The organism is Nostoc sp. (genome assembly GCF_036917435.1).
Lineage (GTDB): Bacteria > Cyanobacteriota > Cyanobacteriia > Cyanobacteriales > Nostocaceae > Nostoc.
In genome coordinates, this window is record NZ_JBALDM010000058.1 from 96,342 (window position 1) to 113,999 (window position 17,658).

A 17,658-nucleotide genomic window follows, 5' to 3' on the forward strand; every position below is an offset into this window, starting at 1 on the left:
GCAGGGGACAGGGGGAGATGAATTAATAACCAATTCCCAATGCCCCATGCCCCATGCCCCATGCCCAATGCCCAATTCTTAAAACTTTTGTATTGATGACAACCAATGTCGCTGCATTGTCAAGTATTTTGTTTAAATTAGGATACATGCTCGGTCTGTACAGTATAAGCCTGTGTTAGATTGAGCATACTGACTATATATTATTTTCCCTCTGACACAGCTGTCATTATGGTGATTACAAAAAGTAGGCTTGTTTTGGGTGCTACGGCGGTGACACTCTCCACCATCGCAGTTACTAGCCTTGGCATTCATTCGCGAGGTCAAGCTTTATTTAAAGCAAGTCCCAAACAAATAGTAGATGAAGTTTGGCAAATTGTTCAGCGCCAATATGTAGACGGTACTTTTAATCAGGTAGATTGGCAGGCTGTTCGTAAGGAATACTTAAGCAAGTCCTACAATAATCCCCAGGAAGCTTATAAGTCCATTCGGGAAATGCTCAAAAAGCTGGATGACCCATACACCCGGTTTATGAACCCAGAGGAATTCAAGAATATGCAAGTGGATACCTCTGGAGAATTGATAGGGATTGGGATAACTATCAGTCAAGATGAAAAAACTAAGCAACTGGTTGTAATTGCGCCAATCGAAGACACACCAGCATTTAAAGCTGGTGTTTTGGCAAAAGATGTTATCCTCAAAATCAACGACAAAAGCACCAAGGGAATGGATACTAATCAAGCAGTATCCCTGATTCGAGGTGAAGCAGGAACGCAAGTCAGCTTAACGATTCAGCGCGATGGTCAGACAAAACAGTTTGATATCAAACGGGCGCGGATTGAAATTCATCCAGTGAAATATTCCCAAAAGCAAACTCCAGCAGGTAATCTTGGCTATATTCGTCTGAACCAGTTCAGCGCCAATGCTGGTAAAGAAATGCAAACAGCTATCAAGGATTTAGAAAGCAAAAAGGTAGCTGGATATATTTTGGATCTACGTGGTAATCCAGGTGGCTTACTGTTCTCTAGTGTAGACATTGCCCGGATGTGGATAAATAAAGGTAAGATTGTCTCCACCGTTGAACGCCAAGGAGAGGCAGAAAAAGAAGAGGCAAACGGACGCGCCTTGACAGATAAACCTTTGGTGGTGCTGGTAGATAAAGGTTCAGCTAGTGCCAGTGAAATCCTTTCAGGAGCTTTGAAAGACAACAACCGTGCTACTTTGGTTGGTACTCAAACCTTTGGTAAGGGATTAGTACAATCAGTACGTCCCTTAGAAGATGGCTCAGGATTGGCGGTAACAATTGCTCATTACTATACCCCCAACGGTACAGATATTAATCACAAAGGTATTAATCCAGATGTGAAGGTAGAGTTGACTAAAAAGCAGATGGAGGAATTATGGCTCCATGAACGCGATAAACTTGCTACTCTAGCAGATCCACAATTCGCTAAAGCAGTGGAAGTTATAGGTAAAAAAATTGCTGCTAAGGGCACACCCACAGCAGAAAAATGAAAATTTAAGAATGAAGTTAGGAGTGAGTGGTCAGGAGTTAGGAATAAAAACCATCATTTCTAACTCCTCTACAGACGCGATTAATAGCGTCTCTACTCCTAACTTAAACTGGTTGGCACTTTCCAGCCCTAATAAGTCCGACACGCCGAGCGATCGCTTCTCCTTGCGAACTAAAAGGCCCCCACTGTTCTATAATCTCGGAATTATCGTCGCCAACTTTATCGCTGGTGACAATTTCACAGTTTCCAGCAGAGTGCTTGACAATATACCAAGTTTGTGATTCATCCATGCTTGAAACAAAAAGTTTGTTTTTTACAGTAAAAATTTTACGCCATAGAAAAAGCGTTTTCGCATAGGTGCGAAAATATCTTAAAGGAAAAGTCAATTCAGTACTTTTAATTTATCTCATTAATGAAATTTTTTTTAAGAAAAAAATTTGTATTGCTGATTAGATGTATAAATATTGGTGTATGTAGAGATGAAAATTTGAGAGCGATCGCTCATCAAAAAATATACTTTTTTGATTGTTAACTCTTGCCGAATAAAGATTTTTGGCTCTTGTATCACTCCATATTTAGGATTCTAAAATCTTCATTTTTATATCACTAGATGCTTGATATTCAAGCGAATAACTTGGACACTGTTTTTGTAATCAAGAATGCAAAAACGTGAGAAAAATCAAGATTTTGAAGTTTCTACTGCCATTCGTGACGGTGGTTTTATTCATAATTGGGTTAGCACAGATTGTACCAGCCCAGTCATCAGTAAGTGTTCATCTAACCCTTGGCAACCCTAGCAACGCTGGAACATCTAGCCAAAATAATTACTTATTGGTAAAACCACAATATGTAATTGGTTACAACTGCGGAATAGGTAGACCAAATTGGGTGTCTTGGCAGTTGAATAATAGTTGGTTAGGTAGCACACCGAGACAAGATACTTTTCGGGCTGATACAACACTTCCTTCTGGTTGTTATCAAGTTCAATCTACCGATTTTAGTGGAAGTGGATTCGATCGCGGTCACATGACACCCAGTGCTGACAGGACTAGTAGTGTTACTAATAATTCTGCCACTTTTTTGATGAGTAATATGATTGCTCAAGCCCCAGATAACAATCAGGGAATTTGGGCAAACCTAGAGGATTATGCCAGAACTTTAGTAGGACAGGGTAAAGAACTCTATATCATATCTGGTGGATATGGGATAGGCGGTAATGGTTCTAACGGAACGTTCTCTACAATAGCTAATGGACGGGTTCAAGTCCCTAACAGAACCTGGAAAATTGTTGTTGTATTGAATACTCCTGGTTCAGGTCTTGCTGGTGTGACAACTAGCACCAGAGTCATTGGTGTCAATATTCCTAACGCCCAAGGTGTGCGAACAGCGAATTGGAAAAACTATCGGGTTAGCGTTGATTCATTAGAATCCCTAACTGGATACGATTTTCTCTCACAAGTTTCAACATCTATTCAGTCTGTAATAGAAGCGCAAGTGGATACTTTATAAGTTGGGTTGAAGAAGAATTCAGAATTCAGGAGTCAGAATCAAGATGCTGTGGGGAAACTTGCTACCAACAGGGGTACGTGAACTCGCTCTAAGAGTTACGATGCCGCAGGTTTTACGTTACGCTATAGCGGTTCCCATTCAGATGCAGTACAACATTAATAGCGAAGTGTAAGGGCACAGCAGTGCTGTGCCCCTACGGGTGTATCTCACTCAACCGAGAACCGCTATATCCGCTAGAAGTACAGAATACCCAACTGAATTCTAACTTCTAACTCCTGAATTCTGTTTTGATAAAGGAAAAAGCCTAGCTGCACAGATGGCTAGGCTTTTGTTTAAAGAAATTTCAACCTGTTACTAGGTTTCAACTAGTTTTGTAACTACTCCAGCTAAGTCACCGTCTTTAGTTTGTCCGATGATATAAGCATCAATATTTATTTGTCCAAGACGATAAACCTTGATGTCACTAAGATTATCTTTAAGTGTCTGAATAAGTATTTGAAATTTTTTAACATCTTGTTTCTGTAATTCATTGTGCCACTCTTGCTCAAATGCACAATTACGAAAAAGATAGTCTAACTCTACTACTTCGATTGGCAGGTTTTGAGAACCTGTTAGCTGTAATATCTTCTCCTGTGTTGCAGGTGCAACACCTTTCCATTGAACAACCTCAAAAGGGTAATCGGACTCGCTCATCATTAACAAGCCAGTACTAGCTTCATTCAGTTTTTCGACAATCTCGCCGCTCATAGTCATCAGTTTCTAGCAACGCTTATACTGTATCATTCAGCCACCAGCAAGGTAGAAAGCCGAAAGAGAGATATACTAACTATTTATTCTATTTTTAGCGATCGCTAATCAGAAAATTTTATGGATTTGAAGCTCCCATGTCTGACTGGATTAAGATAGGTACTCCGCCTTTTTCAGAACCAATAATTACAATTTTAGAATTATTAGATTGAGCTAGCTTTTCTGTGGCTTCAATCGCTCGTAGTTGCAGCACTTGGTTAGTCAGTCCACCAGAGATAATTTTTTGGGAATCAGCAATGCCTTGTGCTTCAATCCGCTTCCGTTCTGCCTCTTGACGCTCTTTTTCTAAAACAAATTTCATCTGCTGATTTTCTTGTTCTACCTTGAGTTTGTTTTGAATTGCAGCTTGCAGAACATCAGGCATTTTGACGTTTCGCAAAAGAGCTTCTTCAACAATAAAACCCAAAGCGGGTATCTCCTGGGTGAGTTGTTGGTCAATTTTTTGGGCGATTTCTTGGCGTTTTGTAGAGTAAATAGCACTAGCTGGGTAATTTGCTGTGATAGCGCGAACAGTAGAGCGGAATCTGGAAATTACCAGTTGGGTTTCATCAGTTCCAATTGTTTTATATACTGTTGCAGCTTTCTGCGGATCTAGTTTGTATTGAAGACTGACATCAAGATTTAGGCTCAAACCTTCCTGGGATGTTACATCAACGTTTTCTTTCACATCTTTAAGGCGAGTGGAAAAATTCAGCACCTTATTAAAGGGATTTACCAAGTGGACACCAGGAGCAAGGGTATTGTCGTCAACTTGACCAAAAAAGTTGACGATACCGACATTGCCTGGTGGTACAATTACCAAAAGTCTGGAGATCGAATTAAAGACTGCAATACTGCCAATCAATATCGTAATAGCGCGTACTGCTAAACGCGGTCTTTCGCCAGATATCTTACCTGTATTCAGATAAACGGGAACTGCAATCAAGCTGGTTAGGAGAGAGAGTATAAAGCCCATGAGTTTTGTGTTTGTGGTTAAGACGTATATACTTAATCACATAATTCCCAAACGCTTTTATGAAACTAACACCAGTCAGAATACATCTGTTGGATGATATAGGTATTAGTAAGTGACTTTTAGTTCACGTAGATGTCGCCAAATCAAAAAGTTTTTATTATTTTTGGAGATAAAAATTTATTAGTAAATGGCACGCACTAAAAAAGCCGATAGAGAATCCATCGGCTTTAACTTGCAATATCGAAGAGATGATATAGGTTTTTGAGAGGCGATAAATCGCTGTTTTAAGAAGACGCGATAAATCGCCGTCTCTACAAGGGTTTTGGTTTACTGTTCTTGGATAGCTGCTGCTTTGGGAGGAAATTGAATTCTGGGATCTGGCATGAAATTGTATCTCAAATACAATCCTCCCCAGACAAATAGGGTAATTAACAATGCACCAATACCAAGGGGACTGGGAAGCCAGAAAACGGCTTCTATGTGGTTAAGTTGCCCAGGTTGGAGTCTCCATACTAGCTGATTACCATTTTTTTCTGGTTCAATAGCAGTTTCAGTTAGTTGAATGTTTTTAGCTCCCCAAGGAGTCTTCAAGCTAAATTCCAAGTCGAGAATTGAACCAGCATTAGCCAGAACATTACCTTTGCTGGCAATTAGAGAGAGCGATCGCAAATCCAAGTCATAAATCAACCGATTTCGGACTAAAATCAAAAAATAATTCTGCTCTAAGAGGACGTTTGATTCGATTTTAGGCAGTTCTGAGTCAGATTTGCTCTGTACAGACTCAGAGGGTTGATTTGTACGGGAATTAAAAAACTCGTTGAACTTTTCTTGCAATTCTGTCCCACTACTAAAAGGAATTGTGACGATGATTTCTTCTTGGGAAACTCGCTGCGTTTTACCTTCTAGTTGACGGGCACGGCGTTCTATGCTATTCAACCATTCATATACAGAATCGCCACTAAAACTGGTTAGTCGCTCTCCCAACTTAATATGCTGTACTAGTTCACCACTGTTTGAATTGTCAAAGTTAAGCCCCACATCGTACTTAACACAACCAGTCAGTAACAGGGATGTTAACAGCACTAGCCACAAAATAAAATTTCGCATAGGAAAGGCACGGTTAATTCGGTTTCGACCATTTAGTGCCAACACAAAACTAAATGGTCTGATTAACCACCAGAAAATCTTTCCCAAAATTGAAGAATTTGAAACCATAAATTTCCCCAAAAGTCAACAGATTTTGGATTTTAGGTCGCACCTTGGGTTTTGGATTGGCCCCACCGATAAACGCATGAAGCTCAAAGATTTTAAAGTTCGGGTTTTGGTTCATGCCTCAACCCTTGTGCGTAAGACATGAACCAAAACAATCTAAAATCCAAAATCCAAAATTGTTATCCGCCAGGTGTTCCTGAAAAATTCAACCAAACTAAGTACGAAATGGTTAAACCAATAGCAATTAGTGCCACCCAGATAAAGCGATTATCCCTTGTATTGACCTGACTGAGGTCAACAAATTCTGGCTCTGTGGCTTTAGGCTTCTGCTGGACAGAAGATTTAGTAGGTTTAGCAGCTACAGAAATTTTGAGTTCATTATCTGGTAGTGTGCCCAAATCGGGGATTTGAGTCATCCATTCACTAGGTCTTTTTAGCTTTGGTGCTTTTAAGATGTAAAGCATCTGTCGCGCTTGTTTGCTGGTTTCAATATAGGGATGGCGTTTGAGTCTTTCGCAAAGAGCGATCGCATCATCCGTGCGTCCAGCCGCTTCATAAGCTGTCACTAGAGAAATTTCTACTTCACCCCCAAAGCGAGAATTACGAGCTAATAGGGCGCTGGCTTTTTCTAAATTTTCTACGGCTTCGCGGTATCGCCCATTTTCAAAGGCAATTTTCCCCGTCTGATAGAAGGTTTTGGCAATTTCTAAACTTTCTGCACTCACGTCTTATACAAAAATTAGCACTAACTATTTTAATTTTGCCAATGCAGCAACCTTTTTGGAATCTTTTCAAAGGCTGACAATCTGAAAGCAATTCAAAATTCAAAACATTTTCAGACGGGGATTTAAATCCAAAATTTTCGATAAGGGGAATAACTAATGTCCAATTCCCCATGCTCCATAAGCATTAAGAGGTAAACTGAGAACTGAGAATCATCGTCCCAATCCCAACATCAGTAAAGATTTCTAGTAATAAGGCGTGAGGAATGCGACCATCGATGATGTGTGCTGCACGGACTCCTTGAGCGAGCGATCGCACACAACAACTAACTTTAGGAATCATCCCACCGCTAACTATACCACCAGCAATCAACTCGCGGGCTTCGCGGATATCTACTTTCGGAATCAAAGTAGATTGGTCTTTATAATCTCTTAAAATTCCACTGGTATCGGTCAGTAAAATTAACTTTTCTGCTCCTAGTGCCGCAGCAATTTCTCCAGCTACAGTATCAGCGTTGATATTATAAGCTTGCCCTGTCTCGTCTGCGGCAACGCTAGACACTACCGGAATATAGCCATTGCTAGCGAGGGTGTCCAAAATCTTGATGTTAACATTACTGACTTCCCCCACAAAACCGATGCCTTCTTGACCTTGGGGACGGGCTGTAAATAGATTACCGTCTTTACCGCAAAGTCCTACAGCCAATCCACCAGCTTGGTTAATTAGGGCGACAATTTCTTTGTTAACTCGACCAACTAAAACCATTTCCACCACATCCATTGTGGCAGCATCAGTGACTCGCAGACCATTCTTAAATTGTGGTTCAATGCCAAGCTTATCTAACCAACTGTTAATTTCTGGGCCACCGCCGTGTACTACTATGGGACGCAAGCCAACGCAGGATAAGAATACAATGTCGCGCATAACTTTGTCTTTGAGTGCGGTATCTTTCATCGCTGCGCCACCATATTTGACAACAACAGTGCGACCGGCGAATTGTTGAATATAAGGTAGTGCTTCGCTTAGTACACGTACACGAGTGGCTTCAGTTTCTCTGATGTATTCAGAATCGTTGACCGTCATGAGGAGCCGCCGTTGAGAGTTAAAACCTATTTCAGTAAGTGTAGAAGACTTTGTAACCTGTAACAATGTCTGACTTTACAAATTAACTATTCCCACTTGCCTGACACAATAAGCAAGCGATCGCTCTTTCAAACCTCTAAAATTAAAATCATTCGGCTGAAGCTAGGCAATGAAAATGACCACGCTGCTAATTCAAACTGAAAGCACACCCCTAACGGTAAATTTCCCCTCGCTTGTGCAGATGACAAATGAGCAGTTCTACGAATTTTGCCAAGCCAATGGAGATTTGCGAATCGAGCGTACTGCCAATGGGGAAGTGATCATTATGCCACCAGCTTTTTCAGATACGGGCAACCGTAACTTTAACATTGCTGCACAGCTTGGGAATTGGACTGAAAAAGATGGCACTGGTATAGGTTTTGATTCCAGTACAGGGTTTACGCTACCTAATGGAGCGATGCGTTCCCCTGATGCTTCTTGGATTGAACTGGAGCGCTGGAATGCTTTAACAGATTCACAAAAAGCCTCATTTGCGCCAATTTGTCCTAGCTTTGTAATTGAGTTACGCTCATCCAGCGTAGGCGTAGCCCGTCGTAGACATCGATTGATAAAATTACAAGAGAAAATGCAAGAGTATATCGATAACGGTACATTACTAGGCTGGTTAATAGATCGGCAGAATCGAAAAGTCTACATTTACCGTCCTAATCGAGAAGTTGAAATTTTGGAAAATCCCGAAGCAGTTAGTGGTAATCCAGAATTACCGGGGTTTATCCTACGGATGACCAAAATTTGGTAATTTGAGTCTTCTTAATGAGAAACTTGTGGTTTGAGAACGCTAGGAATTACCTCAACTATTCTGTTGGCAATATCTTCAGGTGTTTCTCCCTCTTGGACGGTGATGTGCAAATCGGCTTGAGAATAAAGTGGTGTTCGTTGTTCGAGAAGCGATCGCAATTTACCCTTAAGATCAGCATCTTGCAAGAGTGGTCTGGTGGTATCCTCAGCTAAACGGCTGTAAAGTATTTCAACTGGCACATCTAGCCACACTATCAAACCGTGGTGCAAGTAACCCCAATTTTCTCGCCGCAATACAATGCCTCCACCGGTTGCGATCGTCAATTTTGTAAAAGCACAAACTTGTGAAAGCACATCACTTTCTACCTGGCGAAACTCAGCTTCACCAACTTCTGCAAATAACTGATTGACAGATTTACCTGTTGCTTTGGCAATAACACCATCGATATCCACAAACCCATAACCCAGATGCTTTGCCAGCAAGGGCCCTACTGTCGTCTTACCAACACCCATCATCCCAATTAAGTACAGATTGACTCCCTGTAATAAGCTGCTCACCAGTTGCTTCGCTCCAATTATTAGTTCTGAGTTCTGAGTCACAGTTTCCAATTATAAACTCAACTACTCATACGTGCGTATTCAAGCGATACCTGCGTTTGGCTGCACCAATGCACTTGATTCGCTACAGCTTTGAACACTGGCATTAGTAATTACCGCAGGAATATAACTACAAAAAAACCTCGGATAAATTTATTTTCAACGAGGGTTAAAGCTTTTCATTTATCGATATCAAATTTACCTATAACTTTTCTAACTCCCAATTGTTTTTAGTTTCTACAAATTCATCTTCTATTTAAGAGCAATTAACTGCTGTTGTTAATGTATTTAAAATAACTAAAGCAATATTATAATATTTGATTTTTCAAAAAACTCAGTACAACAAAAAGAGCTTTTTTTCCGTTGCCTCTTGCCTTTGATAGCTAAATTAATATGGCTACGCCACGCTGCGCGAACAGAAATAAAAGCGGATTCATACAGATTTAACAAATATTCCGTGAAATTACTATAAAGAATCAACGATGAATTTTTTAGGGATGTAGCAAATATCCTGATGCAACCTGGTAATTGCCGTATATTAATCACGATGCTTAACGAAAAAATTAATATAGCTTGTTTGAAACTTTATCGAAACAATTCCTGTCTATCTAAATATCCGAATTTTTACTCTGGTGGGTAATTTTAAGTATACACAATACTGTGTTTCTAATAGCACGGCATCATTAGTCTAAAAATCTAGTTATAATCAGCCCTTTCAATTAAATGTTTTCGATAGAGGTGTAAATCATGACTTATATCGTGCGATCGCTCCAGAAAGCTTTGTAAATTCGATGTTTTGGCACAAAAACTACTGCATATTTCACCCCAATAAGCCTGAATGAATAAATATATGATGAATGAGGTGTCAACCATGAATCGAATTCGTGACGTAGTACAAAAAGCTTTAGCAACTGGCTATTTGACAGTGGAAGCTGAAAATCAACTACGACAATTGTTGACTACTCGATATGACTTAGAAGATTTTAATGCTTTCATGGCTTTGCAAGAAGCTGCTATGACTGGTAAGGTCAAGCAGGAGTCTAGAGAGCGGTGTGGCATCAAGTAGAGACATAGACTCGCTACGTCTTAACGACGGGAGGGTTTATCATTATCCTCAAAATCCTCATCATCATCAAAAAATTCCCAATCATCATCCCCGGCTTGATTGGTAGTCGGCGGCTGATAAGGGGGAATGATTACGCGGTAATCGGCATCGTAAACCGATTCAGTTTTTCCCGCAGCCGTATTTTTTGGCTCACGGTAGCTGTAGGAGTAAACGGAACCAGACTGAGAACTGCTTTTAGCTTCTGATTGACGTTCGTAAGTTTTAGAGTCTCTAGTAGGTTGAGGATTAGGGTTAGGCGCTTCCTCTGACTTTTCATCAAAGTTCCAATCATCATCTCTACTGCTATTTCTCTCCCAATCATCAAATTCATCACTAGCAGACTCTTCTTTTTTACTAGCTGGTGGTGGAGGACTGCTAGGGCGAGATGTAGATTCTTCTCTTTGGGTTGTCTTTGCACGAGGCGAAGTTGTACTTCGGCGTTCAGGAGTTTGGCGTGGTTCTGCTACAAAATAATTGGATAAGTTAAAGAAGGTAGCTATCAATACAGATGTCAAAGCACCTATGGTAGTACTGAACAAAATCCATATCGCTAGTGGTAATGGTTGAGTTCGCACGCCCAAAAATACTAGCGATAGGGCAGGTGAAAAATTTTGAACTAACAACAGCGTTAGTCCTCCCAGTAACGCCACCAATAGAATTAAGCGAATTACAGCCATAGCAATTTTGTCAGTTGTCAGTTGTCAGTGATTAGTTGTCAGTGGTCAGTTGTCAGTCATCAGTCTGATTATTCTTCACTAATTACTGTTCGCTGACTACTGACACTATCAGCCATCTCTATCATTACCCTTTTAGGACTATTGTGAAATTTCCGATGAGTCCACCGAGGGCGTTAGCGACGGCCTTCCCACCTCTGAATCGGGATGCAGTCAATATCTAGTTGATCTAAAGCACGGGCAACTACAAAATCAACTAAATCTTCAATGGTTTGGGGATTGTGATACCAGGCGGGAATAGCGGGGACAATTCTCACTCCAACTTCAGCTAAAGAGGTTAAGTTACGCAGGTGGATCAGGCTAAAAGGTGTTTCACGAGGAACAATGACCAATTTTCGCCCTTCTTTGAGTTGGACATCTGCTGCCCGTTCTAATAAATCGGAACTCAAGCCAACGGCTAGCTTTGCCACTGTACTCATACTGCATGGAATAATTATCATCCCCAGAGTAGTAAAGGAACCACTGGCAATCCCGGCTCCAACATCACCCCAAGGATGGCACCGGAGTTTACCCGAAAGGGCAACTCCAGCTTGCTCTCGCCAAAATTGCTCTTGTGCAGTTGGTTCTGGTGGCATCCGAATTTCCTGTTCTGACTGCCAAACCATGTAAGTAGATTTAGAGGCAACCAATTCAATACTGTAATCCGCTTCGAGCAAAAATTTTATTGCGCGAACAGCGTAAATCAGACCAGATGCGCCCGATACGCCTACAATTAGGGGTTTAGTGTTATTTGACACGTAAGCTTTACTTGATTTTACTCATCTTCAGAGTAAGGGTCTAGGTCATCAGGCTCGATATCATTTGGTAAGTATAAGTCTGAAAGCTCGTCATTAGAGCCATTGCCACTTAAACCTTTGGGTACGCCATCGCTGCCAACTGTTACCAAATCAATTTGCTGGCGGTAGTAATCGACACTCTTCACTTGGACGGCGACGCGATCGCCTAGTCTATAAGAAGCGCGATTTTTGCGACCAAACAGTGCCTGTTGTCTGGCGCGATATTCATACCAATCATCTTTGAGAGAACTGACGTGTACCAGTCCTTCTACCCTCAAAGGCACACCAGGATTACTGCTGGACTCCACCTCGGCGGCTGGTACTTCAATTTCCACAAAGAAACCGTAGGATTGAACGCCAGTAATCACACCTTGAAATACCTGACCGATGCGTTGCTTCATCAGTTGGGCTTTTTGCAATCCGGCTAAATCGGCTTCAGCTTCTTGGACTTGTTTTTCTCGGTCGTTGAGTTGGACAATTACCCTAGTCAAATCGCTTTGCAGTTCTTGTTGCAATTCTGGGGGTAAAACGTTCCAGTTAATTTCCTCGTGGCTGGAGGAGTGGCGCAGGTTAACGCGCTCTCTCACACGGGTATTGCGGCGATCGCGTCCGTTTTCGAGTAGGCTGTAATACACTCTCTGCATCAGCAAATCTGGGTAACGCCGCAAGGGAGCGCTAAAGTGAACATATTGCGGTAGTGCCAGACCAAAGTGAGATCCTTTGGTGGTGCTGTATGCCGACGGCTTGAGGGTATCTTGCAACAAGTAAGTCAGAACTTGCTCAGAGGGAGATTCTGCAAACGCTGTGGTCAAATGCTGATAATCTAAAGGTTGGATATCGACTTCTGGATCTAATGTGAGGTCAACACCTAAATTGACTGCCAATTTCAGCATTTCCTGGACATCTTCAACATCGGGTGTACCTTGGACTCGCCAGATAGCGGGAACACCAAGAGCATTTAAGTGAGTTGCTACCAGTTGATTAACTAACAGTACCAACTCGGTGAGTAGCGATCGCATTGGTAAATCATTCACCACCACAGCGCCGAGAATCCCTTCATCATAGTAGGCGTTTTGGCTGGGCGGCAGATTCAACTGGAGGCTACCACGATTTAAACGTACCTGTTTGACAGCTGTTTGCAAGGCTTGGAGGTCTTGCAGTATCTGGGAAACCTGTGATGATTTATCTTGTGCAACACCAGTGAGAATTGCTTGAGCCTCTTCTGTACTCAGTGCAGTCTCTACGTTAATGACACTGGGTTGAATTTCCCACTCCAGCACTTCTCCAGATTGGGGATCAATTGTAATTAAAAAAGAGATGGTTAAGCGATCGCTCCCAGGGATTAAAGAACAGCGTTCTGCCACAACTGGAGGCAAAATCGGTAACACCAATTCTCCCAGATACACTGACTTACCACGTTTGAGCGCTTCTCTATCTAAAGCTTCATCAGGTTGGACATAGTGAGAAACATCGGTGATATGAACACCCAAAAGCCAATTGCCGGCTAAGTTTTTTTCTAAACTAAAAGCGTTTTCTATAATTTTGGTGTCGCCATTTACCCCTTCAATGGTGAGAGTAAACAAATTACGCAAATCTAGCCGATTTTTCAGGTCTGCTTTGAGTAGCTTTTTAGGCAACTTGGCGGCAGCTTCTAGAACATGATCTGGAAAAGTCCGGGAAAGGTCGTGTTTGCACGTAACTAAATCTATATCAGCAGCAGCTTCGGCATCGCTACCGAGGATTTGCACCACTCGACCAAGGGGAGGATATTGTGCCAACGGGTAACGCAAAACTTCCACATGAACAAGGTGATCGATCGCTTCTTCCAACTTCGCCTCGTTAGGCTGAATCTTGAGTTCAAAGAGCAATCGATCGTCTAAAGGCACAGCCCTAAAACCAGCTTCCACCTGCTTAATTCGTGCCAGCAACGTGTGGTTAGAACGTTCGAGAATCAGCTTCACCTCCCCTTCAGGAGAGCGACGGCGGCTGCCTTCCTTGAGAACTCTAACCAAAACGCGATCGCCATTCCAAGCATTACTCAGATGACTTTCGCGGATGTAAATATCCTCGGCTCCTTCCACATCTTGAATAGCAAAGCAAAAGCCTTTACTAGAACAACGGAGTTTTGCCTCGATTATTCCCTCTTCTGAGACACGGCGATACTTGCCCCGTTCTTTGACTAAAATACCGATTTTTTCCAGAACATCTAAGGCAATGTGAAGTTTTTGTAAACTTTTTTCATCTTCACAGCCAAGTTTCTTTTCTAAAACTTTACGGGCTACCAATTTATCATCGGTGAAATTGGCAAGGAGTGTAGCGATTGAAAATTCCATGCAGTGAACCGACCTTTGGTCAAAACATCATTTTTTGTTTAATCTGGTTCATTCCTGTATACCCTCACGGCTTACAGAAACAAGCTGGAAACGAATTGTCCAGAGGCAAGGCTTCCTAAGTTCTAAGGAAAGGAAGCCCAACCCAGCAAGAGGAGGAAACCACTCCGGCAGTTCCGAGCAAAGGAAGCCTACCCACAAACATCTCTGGGTGTCTACGAACTTCTCACTGCAAGATGTTCAGGACTTACGCAAAACTTTAGCCGAAACCTTTATTTCCAGGTAGGGGCAATTCATGAATTGCCCCTACCACGTGTAGGTTTGCGTAAGTCCTAATGTTCTCAGAATTCGCCTGCGTTCAAGTCTCTTCACCTAATCAAACTTAGAAAGCACGCCTGATTTAATATCTAGCCCCGCTAGTTAATTACGCGACGGGTTTTTGAGAAGTTGGGTTTTAGAGAATCCATACTGCCCAAAAGCGCTATGCAGGGGAGCCACTGAGGTCTTGGGGTTTCCCCAAGGATCGCAAGTGGTGTGGAAACTACAGGTGTTTGATTGTCTAGAGTGAAGGTAAATTTACGCCATTAGAATCTGATCTTAACTAGGAGGAACTGCCGATGAACCCAATTTTCCCACATGTAGAATCGGTAACAATTAGGTTAGCAGCTTAATAAGCAGTGAGGGTGAACCTTATCTCCATTATTGTAGATTTAGAGCGCACTTCCAGAAAATAGTTCTAGATATCTAGTTGGGTAATCAGTATAGCATTGCAGGCAAGACTACTCAGATAAGTTAGCACTAGCCAAAAATTTCGTCAAAAAACAGCTACTGCTACAATTGGGACACGAGATAAAGCATTAAAAGGGACTGGAGATTGGGTATTAGGGATTAGGATTCAAATAATTCTTTCCCCTGTCCCAGTCCCAAATCCCAAATCCCCAAAAGATTTAGATTGGTAGCAGTATTATGTTGGCTCAATTCCAGAGCTTGTATCCCAAGGGCAGTCTGATTTCTGAATTAGTCCAAATTTTTCAAGGAAAATATATTGTCCGCGCTAGCGTGCAAATAGAAGGCGTAACCCGTGCGACGGGTATGGCAGCAGCAGAAACAGTAGAAGCAGCAGAAGACCAAGCCAGAACTAGGGCGTTGATAGTTTTGGGTATAACAAATGCACCACCCGAATCAGTGGCATTTACCTCAAATCCAATTTCTCCACCTCAGCTAAATCCCTCCTTGAATCCCACAGGTGGATTGAGTGAGCCTGCTGCCTATTCTTCTCCAAAAGATGGGGATTTTCTTGGTAGTCAATGGCCAGTGGTCAGCGAAAAAGAAATATCTATCACGCCCTCCAAAGTCCGCAATATCAAACCAGAAGTAGTAACAACCAGTAACGAACAGTATGAGTACAGTAGTGCTGCGTTCTTACCAAGCGATAATAACTATAGCCAGGATTTAGGTCAAAACTTTCCTGTGACTGCCGACCGGGAGCTAGAATTTGATCCTCCAGTTGAAAAATTAGAAATAACCTTTGATAACCAGGTAGAAAATCAAACCTTTCCACCAATTTCTGCCAACAATGTCACACCATTTACACCTCGGAGTTACAGCCCTCAAGAGGATGTAGCCACCCCATCGGTGACAGGAAAGAGAAAGAAGAAAGCTGAACCCGTGGATTTATCGGATGTCATTGCTAAAACAGATGTGGAACTTCAGCGTTTAAACTGGACACCAGAACAGGGACGGGAGCATCTGATTAAAACCTACGGTAAACGGGGGCGTACTTTGCTCACTGAAGAAGAATTGCACGGATTCCTCCAATATCTTCAATCTGAGCCTGACCCAATAGCGGGATTTTGATTTGTCATTGGGCATTGGGCATTGGGCATTGGGCATTGGGCATTGGGCATTGGGCATTGGGCATTGGGCATTGATAAGGACTAATGACTAATAACGTGGGTTCTTGAAACAGTAAGGACTTTAGTCTTTGATTTGAGCGCTAAAGCGCTCACTACGAACCTAGCAAACTTGACTTTACAGAACACTAGCGGGATTTTAGTTAGTCATTTGTCCAAATCGGCATTAAGTACCTGAGCAGTCCACCCATTCCAAAAATAACCCCTCTTCACTTATAAAGAGGGGTTATTTTTGGGGTTTAAGGGAATTAAAAGTGGTAAATCACCATTTACCAATCGTGAGTATTAATTAACAAGAGCAACTGCGGGACGGCTGCCAGCTGCATGGCGGTCAATTACTTGGTCAATCAAACCGTATTCCTTGGCTTCCTCTGGCGACATGAAAAAGTCACGTTCAGTATCTTCAGCAATGCGCTCAATTGGTTGACCTGTATGGTCAGCTAAATAGTCATTTAGCCGCTTCTTATGATACAAAATTTCCCGCGCCTGAATTTCAATATCAGTCGCCTGTCCTTGAGCGCCACCGAGAGGTTGATGAATCATAATCCGAGAATGGGGTAAACTCATCCGCTTACCCTTAGCACCAGCACTGAGGAGGAAAGCGCCCATACTCGCCGCCAATCCGGTACAAATTGTACAGACATTAGGGCGAATGTGCTTCATAGTGTCGAAAATGCCCATACCAGCCGTAACTGAACCACCGGGAGAATTGATGTACATATAAATGTCCTTCTCCGGGTCTTCAGCATCCAAATACAGCAGTTGGGCAACAATCAAGTTAGCAATGTTGTTGTCAACTTGTTGTCCCAAAAAGATGATGCGCTCACGCAACAGCCGTGAGTAGATGTCAAAGGCGCGTTCACCTCGACCCGATTGTTCAATAACGATAGGAATCATGGAAGCGTGTTTGTGGCTACTTTAAATACATTTTATCGGTGACAGCACGAAACTGGGGTTTATCTCTACTGTTCTCAAGCAGATAGCTTAAAATTTTATCGTTTTTCTTTGCCCAAAAAGAGTACAAATGATGATTTTGTAATAGATTCAACCTCTAAGGGCACTTTTTAGCAGCAAAAGGTGTCTAAAAAAATATCCCATACAGGGAAAAACAAATCAAAAAACTTCAATTACCGCCAACCTCATAATCTCGACCTTTGCTAGACAACTTTGGCGATATAGTCATTAAACTGATAACCGAAATTTAACTTGCTTAGGGACTTGTGTTAACTTTCAGTAACATTTTAAACATTTTTTTAGAATTTTCCTCAGCAATTATCAAGTTCTTTTGTTAGATTCGGTAAATCGATACTACGAGGTGTATTTAGAATAACCAGTCCTAAATGAAATGCTATCCACTCACAAGAGACGTGCCATGCTGGAAAAACTTATACAAGCCGCCATCATCACCTTCTTGCTCCATTTGATAGCAGGACTTAGCCCAAATACTTTAATTCAATCAAAGGCAGCATCACCTGTGCCAGAAACGCCACCAAGTATTGTTAGTTTGCTATTGCGATCTTTTCAATAAAAATATTTCACAAATTACACAGGTGTGGGCGATATCAAAGACATGCACTACTACCTTCTATCCAAGAAGTACTCGCT

Annotated in this window: 19 protein-coding genes; 6 read left to right on the forward strand and 13 right to left on the reverse strand. The window is 41.9% G+C overall.

Annotation, left to right across the window (positions count from 1 at the left end; genetic code table 11):
* Positions 1-22: 22 nt before the first annotated feature.
* A complete protein-coding gene (locus V7K98_RS27845; RefSeq protein ID WP_335027897.1) occupies positions 23-148 on the reverse strand; it encodes a hypothetical protein in 126 nt (41 codons plus the stop codon).
* A gap of 80 nt (positions 149-228) precedes the next feature.
* Between V7K98_RS27845 and ctpC the strand changes: the two genes are divergently transcribed.
* The gene (gene ctpC / locus V7K98_RS27850) at positions 229-1,512 is read left to right on the forward strand and encodes a carboxyl-terminal processing protease CtpC (RefSeq protein WP_335027899.1); all 1,284 of its coding nucleotides are present in this window, start codon (positions 229-231) and stop codon (positions 1,510-1,512) included.
* Positions 1,513-1,615: 103 nt separating this feature from the next.
* Here ctpC and V7K98_RS27855 read toward each other — a convergent pair whose 3' ends face one another.
* Complete coding sequence (locus tag V7K98_RS27855) at positions 1,616-1,801, reverse strand: DDE transposase family protein (protein WP_335027901.1); 186 nt, start codon at positions 1,799-1,801, stop codon at positions 1,616-1,618.
* Between the two features lie 379 nt (positions 1,802-2,180).
* Here V7K98_RS27855 and V7K98_RS27860 point away from each other — a divergent pair, with 379 nt between their 5' ends.
* The gene (locus V7K98_RS27860; protein ID WP_335027903.1) at positions 2,181-3,020 is read left to right on the forward strand and encodes a DNA/RNA non-specific endonuclease; all 840 of its coding nucleotides are present in this window, start codon (positions 2,181-2,183) and stop codon (positions 3,018-3,020) included.
* A gap of 354 nt (positions 3,021-3,374) precedes the next feature.
* Here V7K98_RS27860 and V7K98_RS27865 read toward each other — a convergent pair whose 3' ends face one another.
* From V7K98_RS27865 to argB, 5 genes are all read right to left on the reverse strand, one after another.
* On the reverse strand, positions 3,375-3,767 hold the full coding sequence (locus tag V7K98_RS27865; RefSeq protein ID WP_335027905.1) for a nuclease A inhibitor family protein: 393 nt from the start codon (positions 3,765-3,767) through the stop codon (positions 3,375-3,377).
* Positions 3,768-3,885: 118 nt separating this feature from the next.
* Positions 3,886-4,782 (reverse strand): prohibitin family protein, encoded by an 897-nt coding sequence (locus tag V7K98_RS27870; protein WP_335027907.1) that lies wholly within the window; start codon positions 4,780-4,782, stop codon positions 3,886-3,888.
* Between the two features lie 327 nt (positions 4,783-5,109).
* On the reverse strand, positions 5,110-5,997 hold the full coding sequence (locus V7K98_RS27875; RefSeq protein ID WP_335027909.1) for a DUF3153 domain-containing protein: 888 nt from the start codon (positions 5,995-5,997) through the stop codon (positions 5,110-5,112).
* A 176-nt stretch (positions 5,998-6,173) separates the two neighbouring features.
* Positions 6,174-6,719: a hypothetical protein gene (locus V7K98_RS27880; RefSeq protein WP_335027911.1), complete on the reverse strand. Its 546-nt coding sequence runs from the start codon at positions 6,717-6,719 to the stop codon at positions 6,174-6,176.
* A gap of 184 nt (positions 6,720-6,903) precedes the next feature.
* On the reverse strand, positions 6,904-7,800 hold the full coding sequence (argB, locus tag V7K98_RS27885) for an acetylglutamate kinase (protein WP_335027913.1): 897 nt from the start codon (positions 7,798-7,800) through the stop codon (positions 6,904-6,906).
* Positions 7,801-7,975: 175 nt separating this feature from the next.
* Here argB and V7K98_RS27890 point away from each other — a divergent pair, with 175 nt between their 5' ends.
* Positions 7,976-8,599 carry a Uma2 family endonuclease gene (locus tag V7K98_RS27890; RefSeq protein ID WP_335027914.1) on the forward strand — a complete coding sequence of 208 codons (624 nt, stop codon included), beginning with the start codon at positions 7,976-7,978 and terminating at the stop codon, positions 8,597-8,599.
* A gap of 11 nt (positions 8,600-8,610) precedes the next feature.
* Here V7K98_RS27890 and V7K98_RS27895 read toward each other — a convergent pair whose 3' ends face one another.
* Complete coding sequence (locus V7K98_RS27895) at positions 8,611-9,156, reverse strand: shikimate kinase (RefSeq protein WP_335028187.1); 546 nt, start codon at positions 9,154-9,156, stop codon at positions 8,611-8,613.
* Between the two features lie 735 nt (positions 9,157-9,891).
* The gene (locus tag V7K98_RS27900) at positions 9,892-10,068 is read right to left on the reverse strand and encodes a hypothetical protein (protein ID WP_335027915.1); all 177 of its coding nucleotides are present in this window, start codon (positions 10,066-10,068) and stop codon (positions 9,892-9,894) included.
* On the opposite strand from V7K98_RS27900, the gene V7K98_RS27905 reads away from it, so the two are divergent.
* Positions 10,067-10,261 (forward strand): hypothetical protein, encoded by a 195-nt coding sequence (locus tag V7K98_RS27905; RefSeq protein WP_012412449.1) that lies wholly within the window; start codon positions 10,067-10,069, stop codon positions 10,259-10,261. The two genes, V7K98_RS27900 and V7K98_RS27905, sit on opposite strands and share 2 nt — an antisense overlap.
* Positions 10,262-10,281: 20 nt before the next feature.
* Here the strand turns inward: V7K98_RS27905 and V7K98_RS27910 are convergent, their stop codons facing one another.
* The 3 genes from V7K98_RS27910 to V7K98_RS27920 all read right to left on the reverse strand — a co-directional run bounded on the left by V7K98_RS27910 (position 10,282) and on the right by V7K98_RS27920 (position 14,143).
* Positions 10,282-10,977 carry a LapA family protein gene (locus V7K98_RS27910; RefSeq protein WP_335027917.1) on the reverse strand — a complete coding sequence of 232 codons (696 nt, stop codon included), beginning with the start codon at positions 10,975-10,977 and terminating at the stop codon, positions 10,282-10,284.
* Positions 10,978-11,150: 173 nt separating this feature from the next.
* A complete protein-coding gene (locus V7K98_RS27915) occupies positions 11,151-11,771 on the reverse strand; it encodes a flavin prenyltransferase UbiX (RefSeq protein WP_335027919.1) in 621 nt (206 codons plus the stop codon).
* 17 nt (positions 11,772-11,788) lie between these two features.
* Complete coding sequence (locus V7K98_RS27920) at positions 11,789-14,143, reverse strand: ribonuclease R family protein (protein ID WP_335027921.1); 2,355 nt, start codon at positions 14,141-14,143, stop codon at positions 11,789-11,791.
* Positions 14,144-15,106: 963 nt separating this feature from the next.
* Between V7K98_RS27920 and V7K98_RS27925 the strand changes: the two genes are divergently transcribed.
* Positions 15,107-15,997, forward strand: a complete 891-nt coding sequence (locus V7K98_RS27925; RefSeq protein ID WP_335027922.1) for a hypothetical protein — start codon at positions 15,107-15,109, stop codon at positions 15,995-15,997.
* Between the two features lie 341 nt (positions 15,998-16,338).
* Here V7K98_RS27925 and clpP read toward each other — a convergent pair whose 3' ends face one another.
* Positions 16,339-16,950: an ATP-dependent Clp endopeptidase proteolytic subunit ClpP gene (gene clpP / locus V7K98_RS27930; RefSeq protein ID WP_335027924.1), complete on the reverse strand. Its 612-nt coding sequence runs from the start codon at positions 16,948-16,950 to the stop codon at positions 16,339-16,341.
* A gap of 475 nt (positions 16,951-17,425) precedes the next feature.
* Here clpP and V7K98_RS27935 point away from each other — a divergent pair, with 475 nt between their 5' ends.
* Positions 17,426-17,581 carry a hypothetical protein gene (locus V7K98_RS27935; protein ID WP_335027926.1) on the forward strand — a complete coding sequence of 52 codons (156 nt, stop codon included), beginning with the start codon at positions 17,426-17,428 and terminating at the stop codon, positions 17,579-17,581.
* Positions 17,582-17,658: the final 77 nt, after the last annotated feature.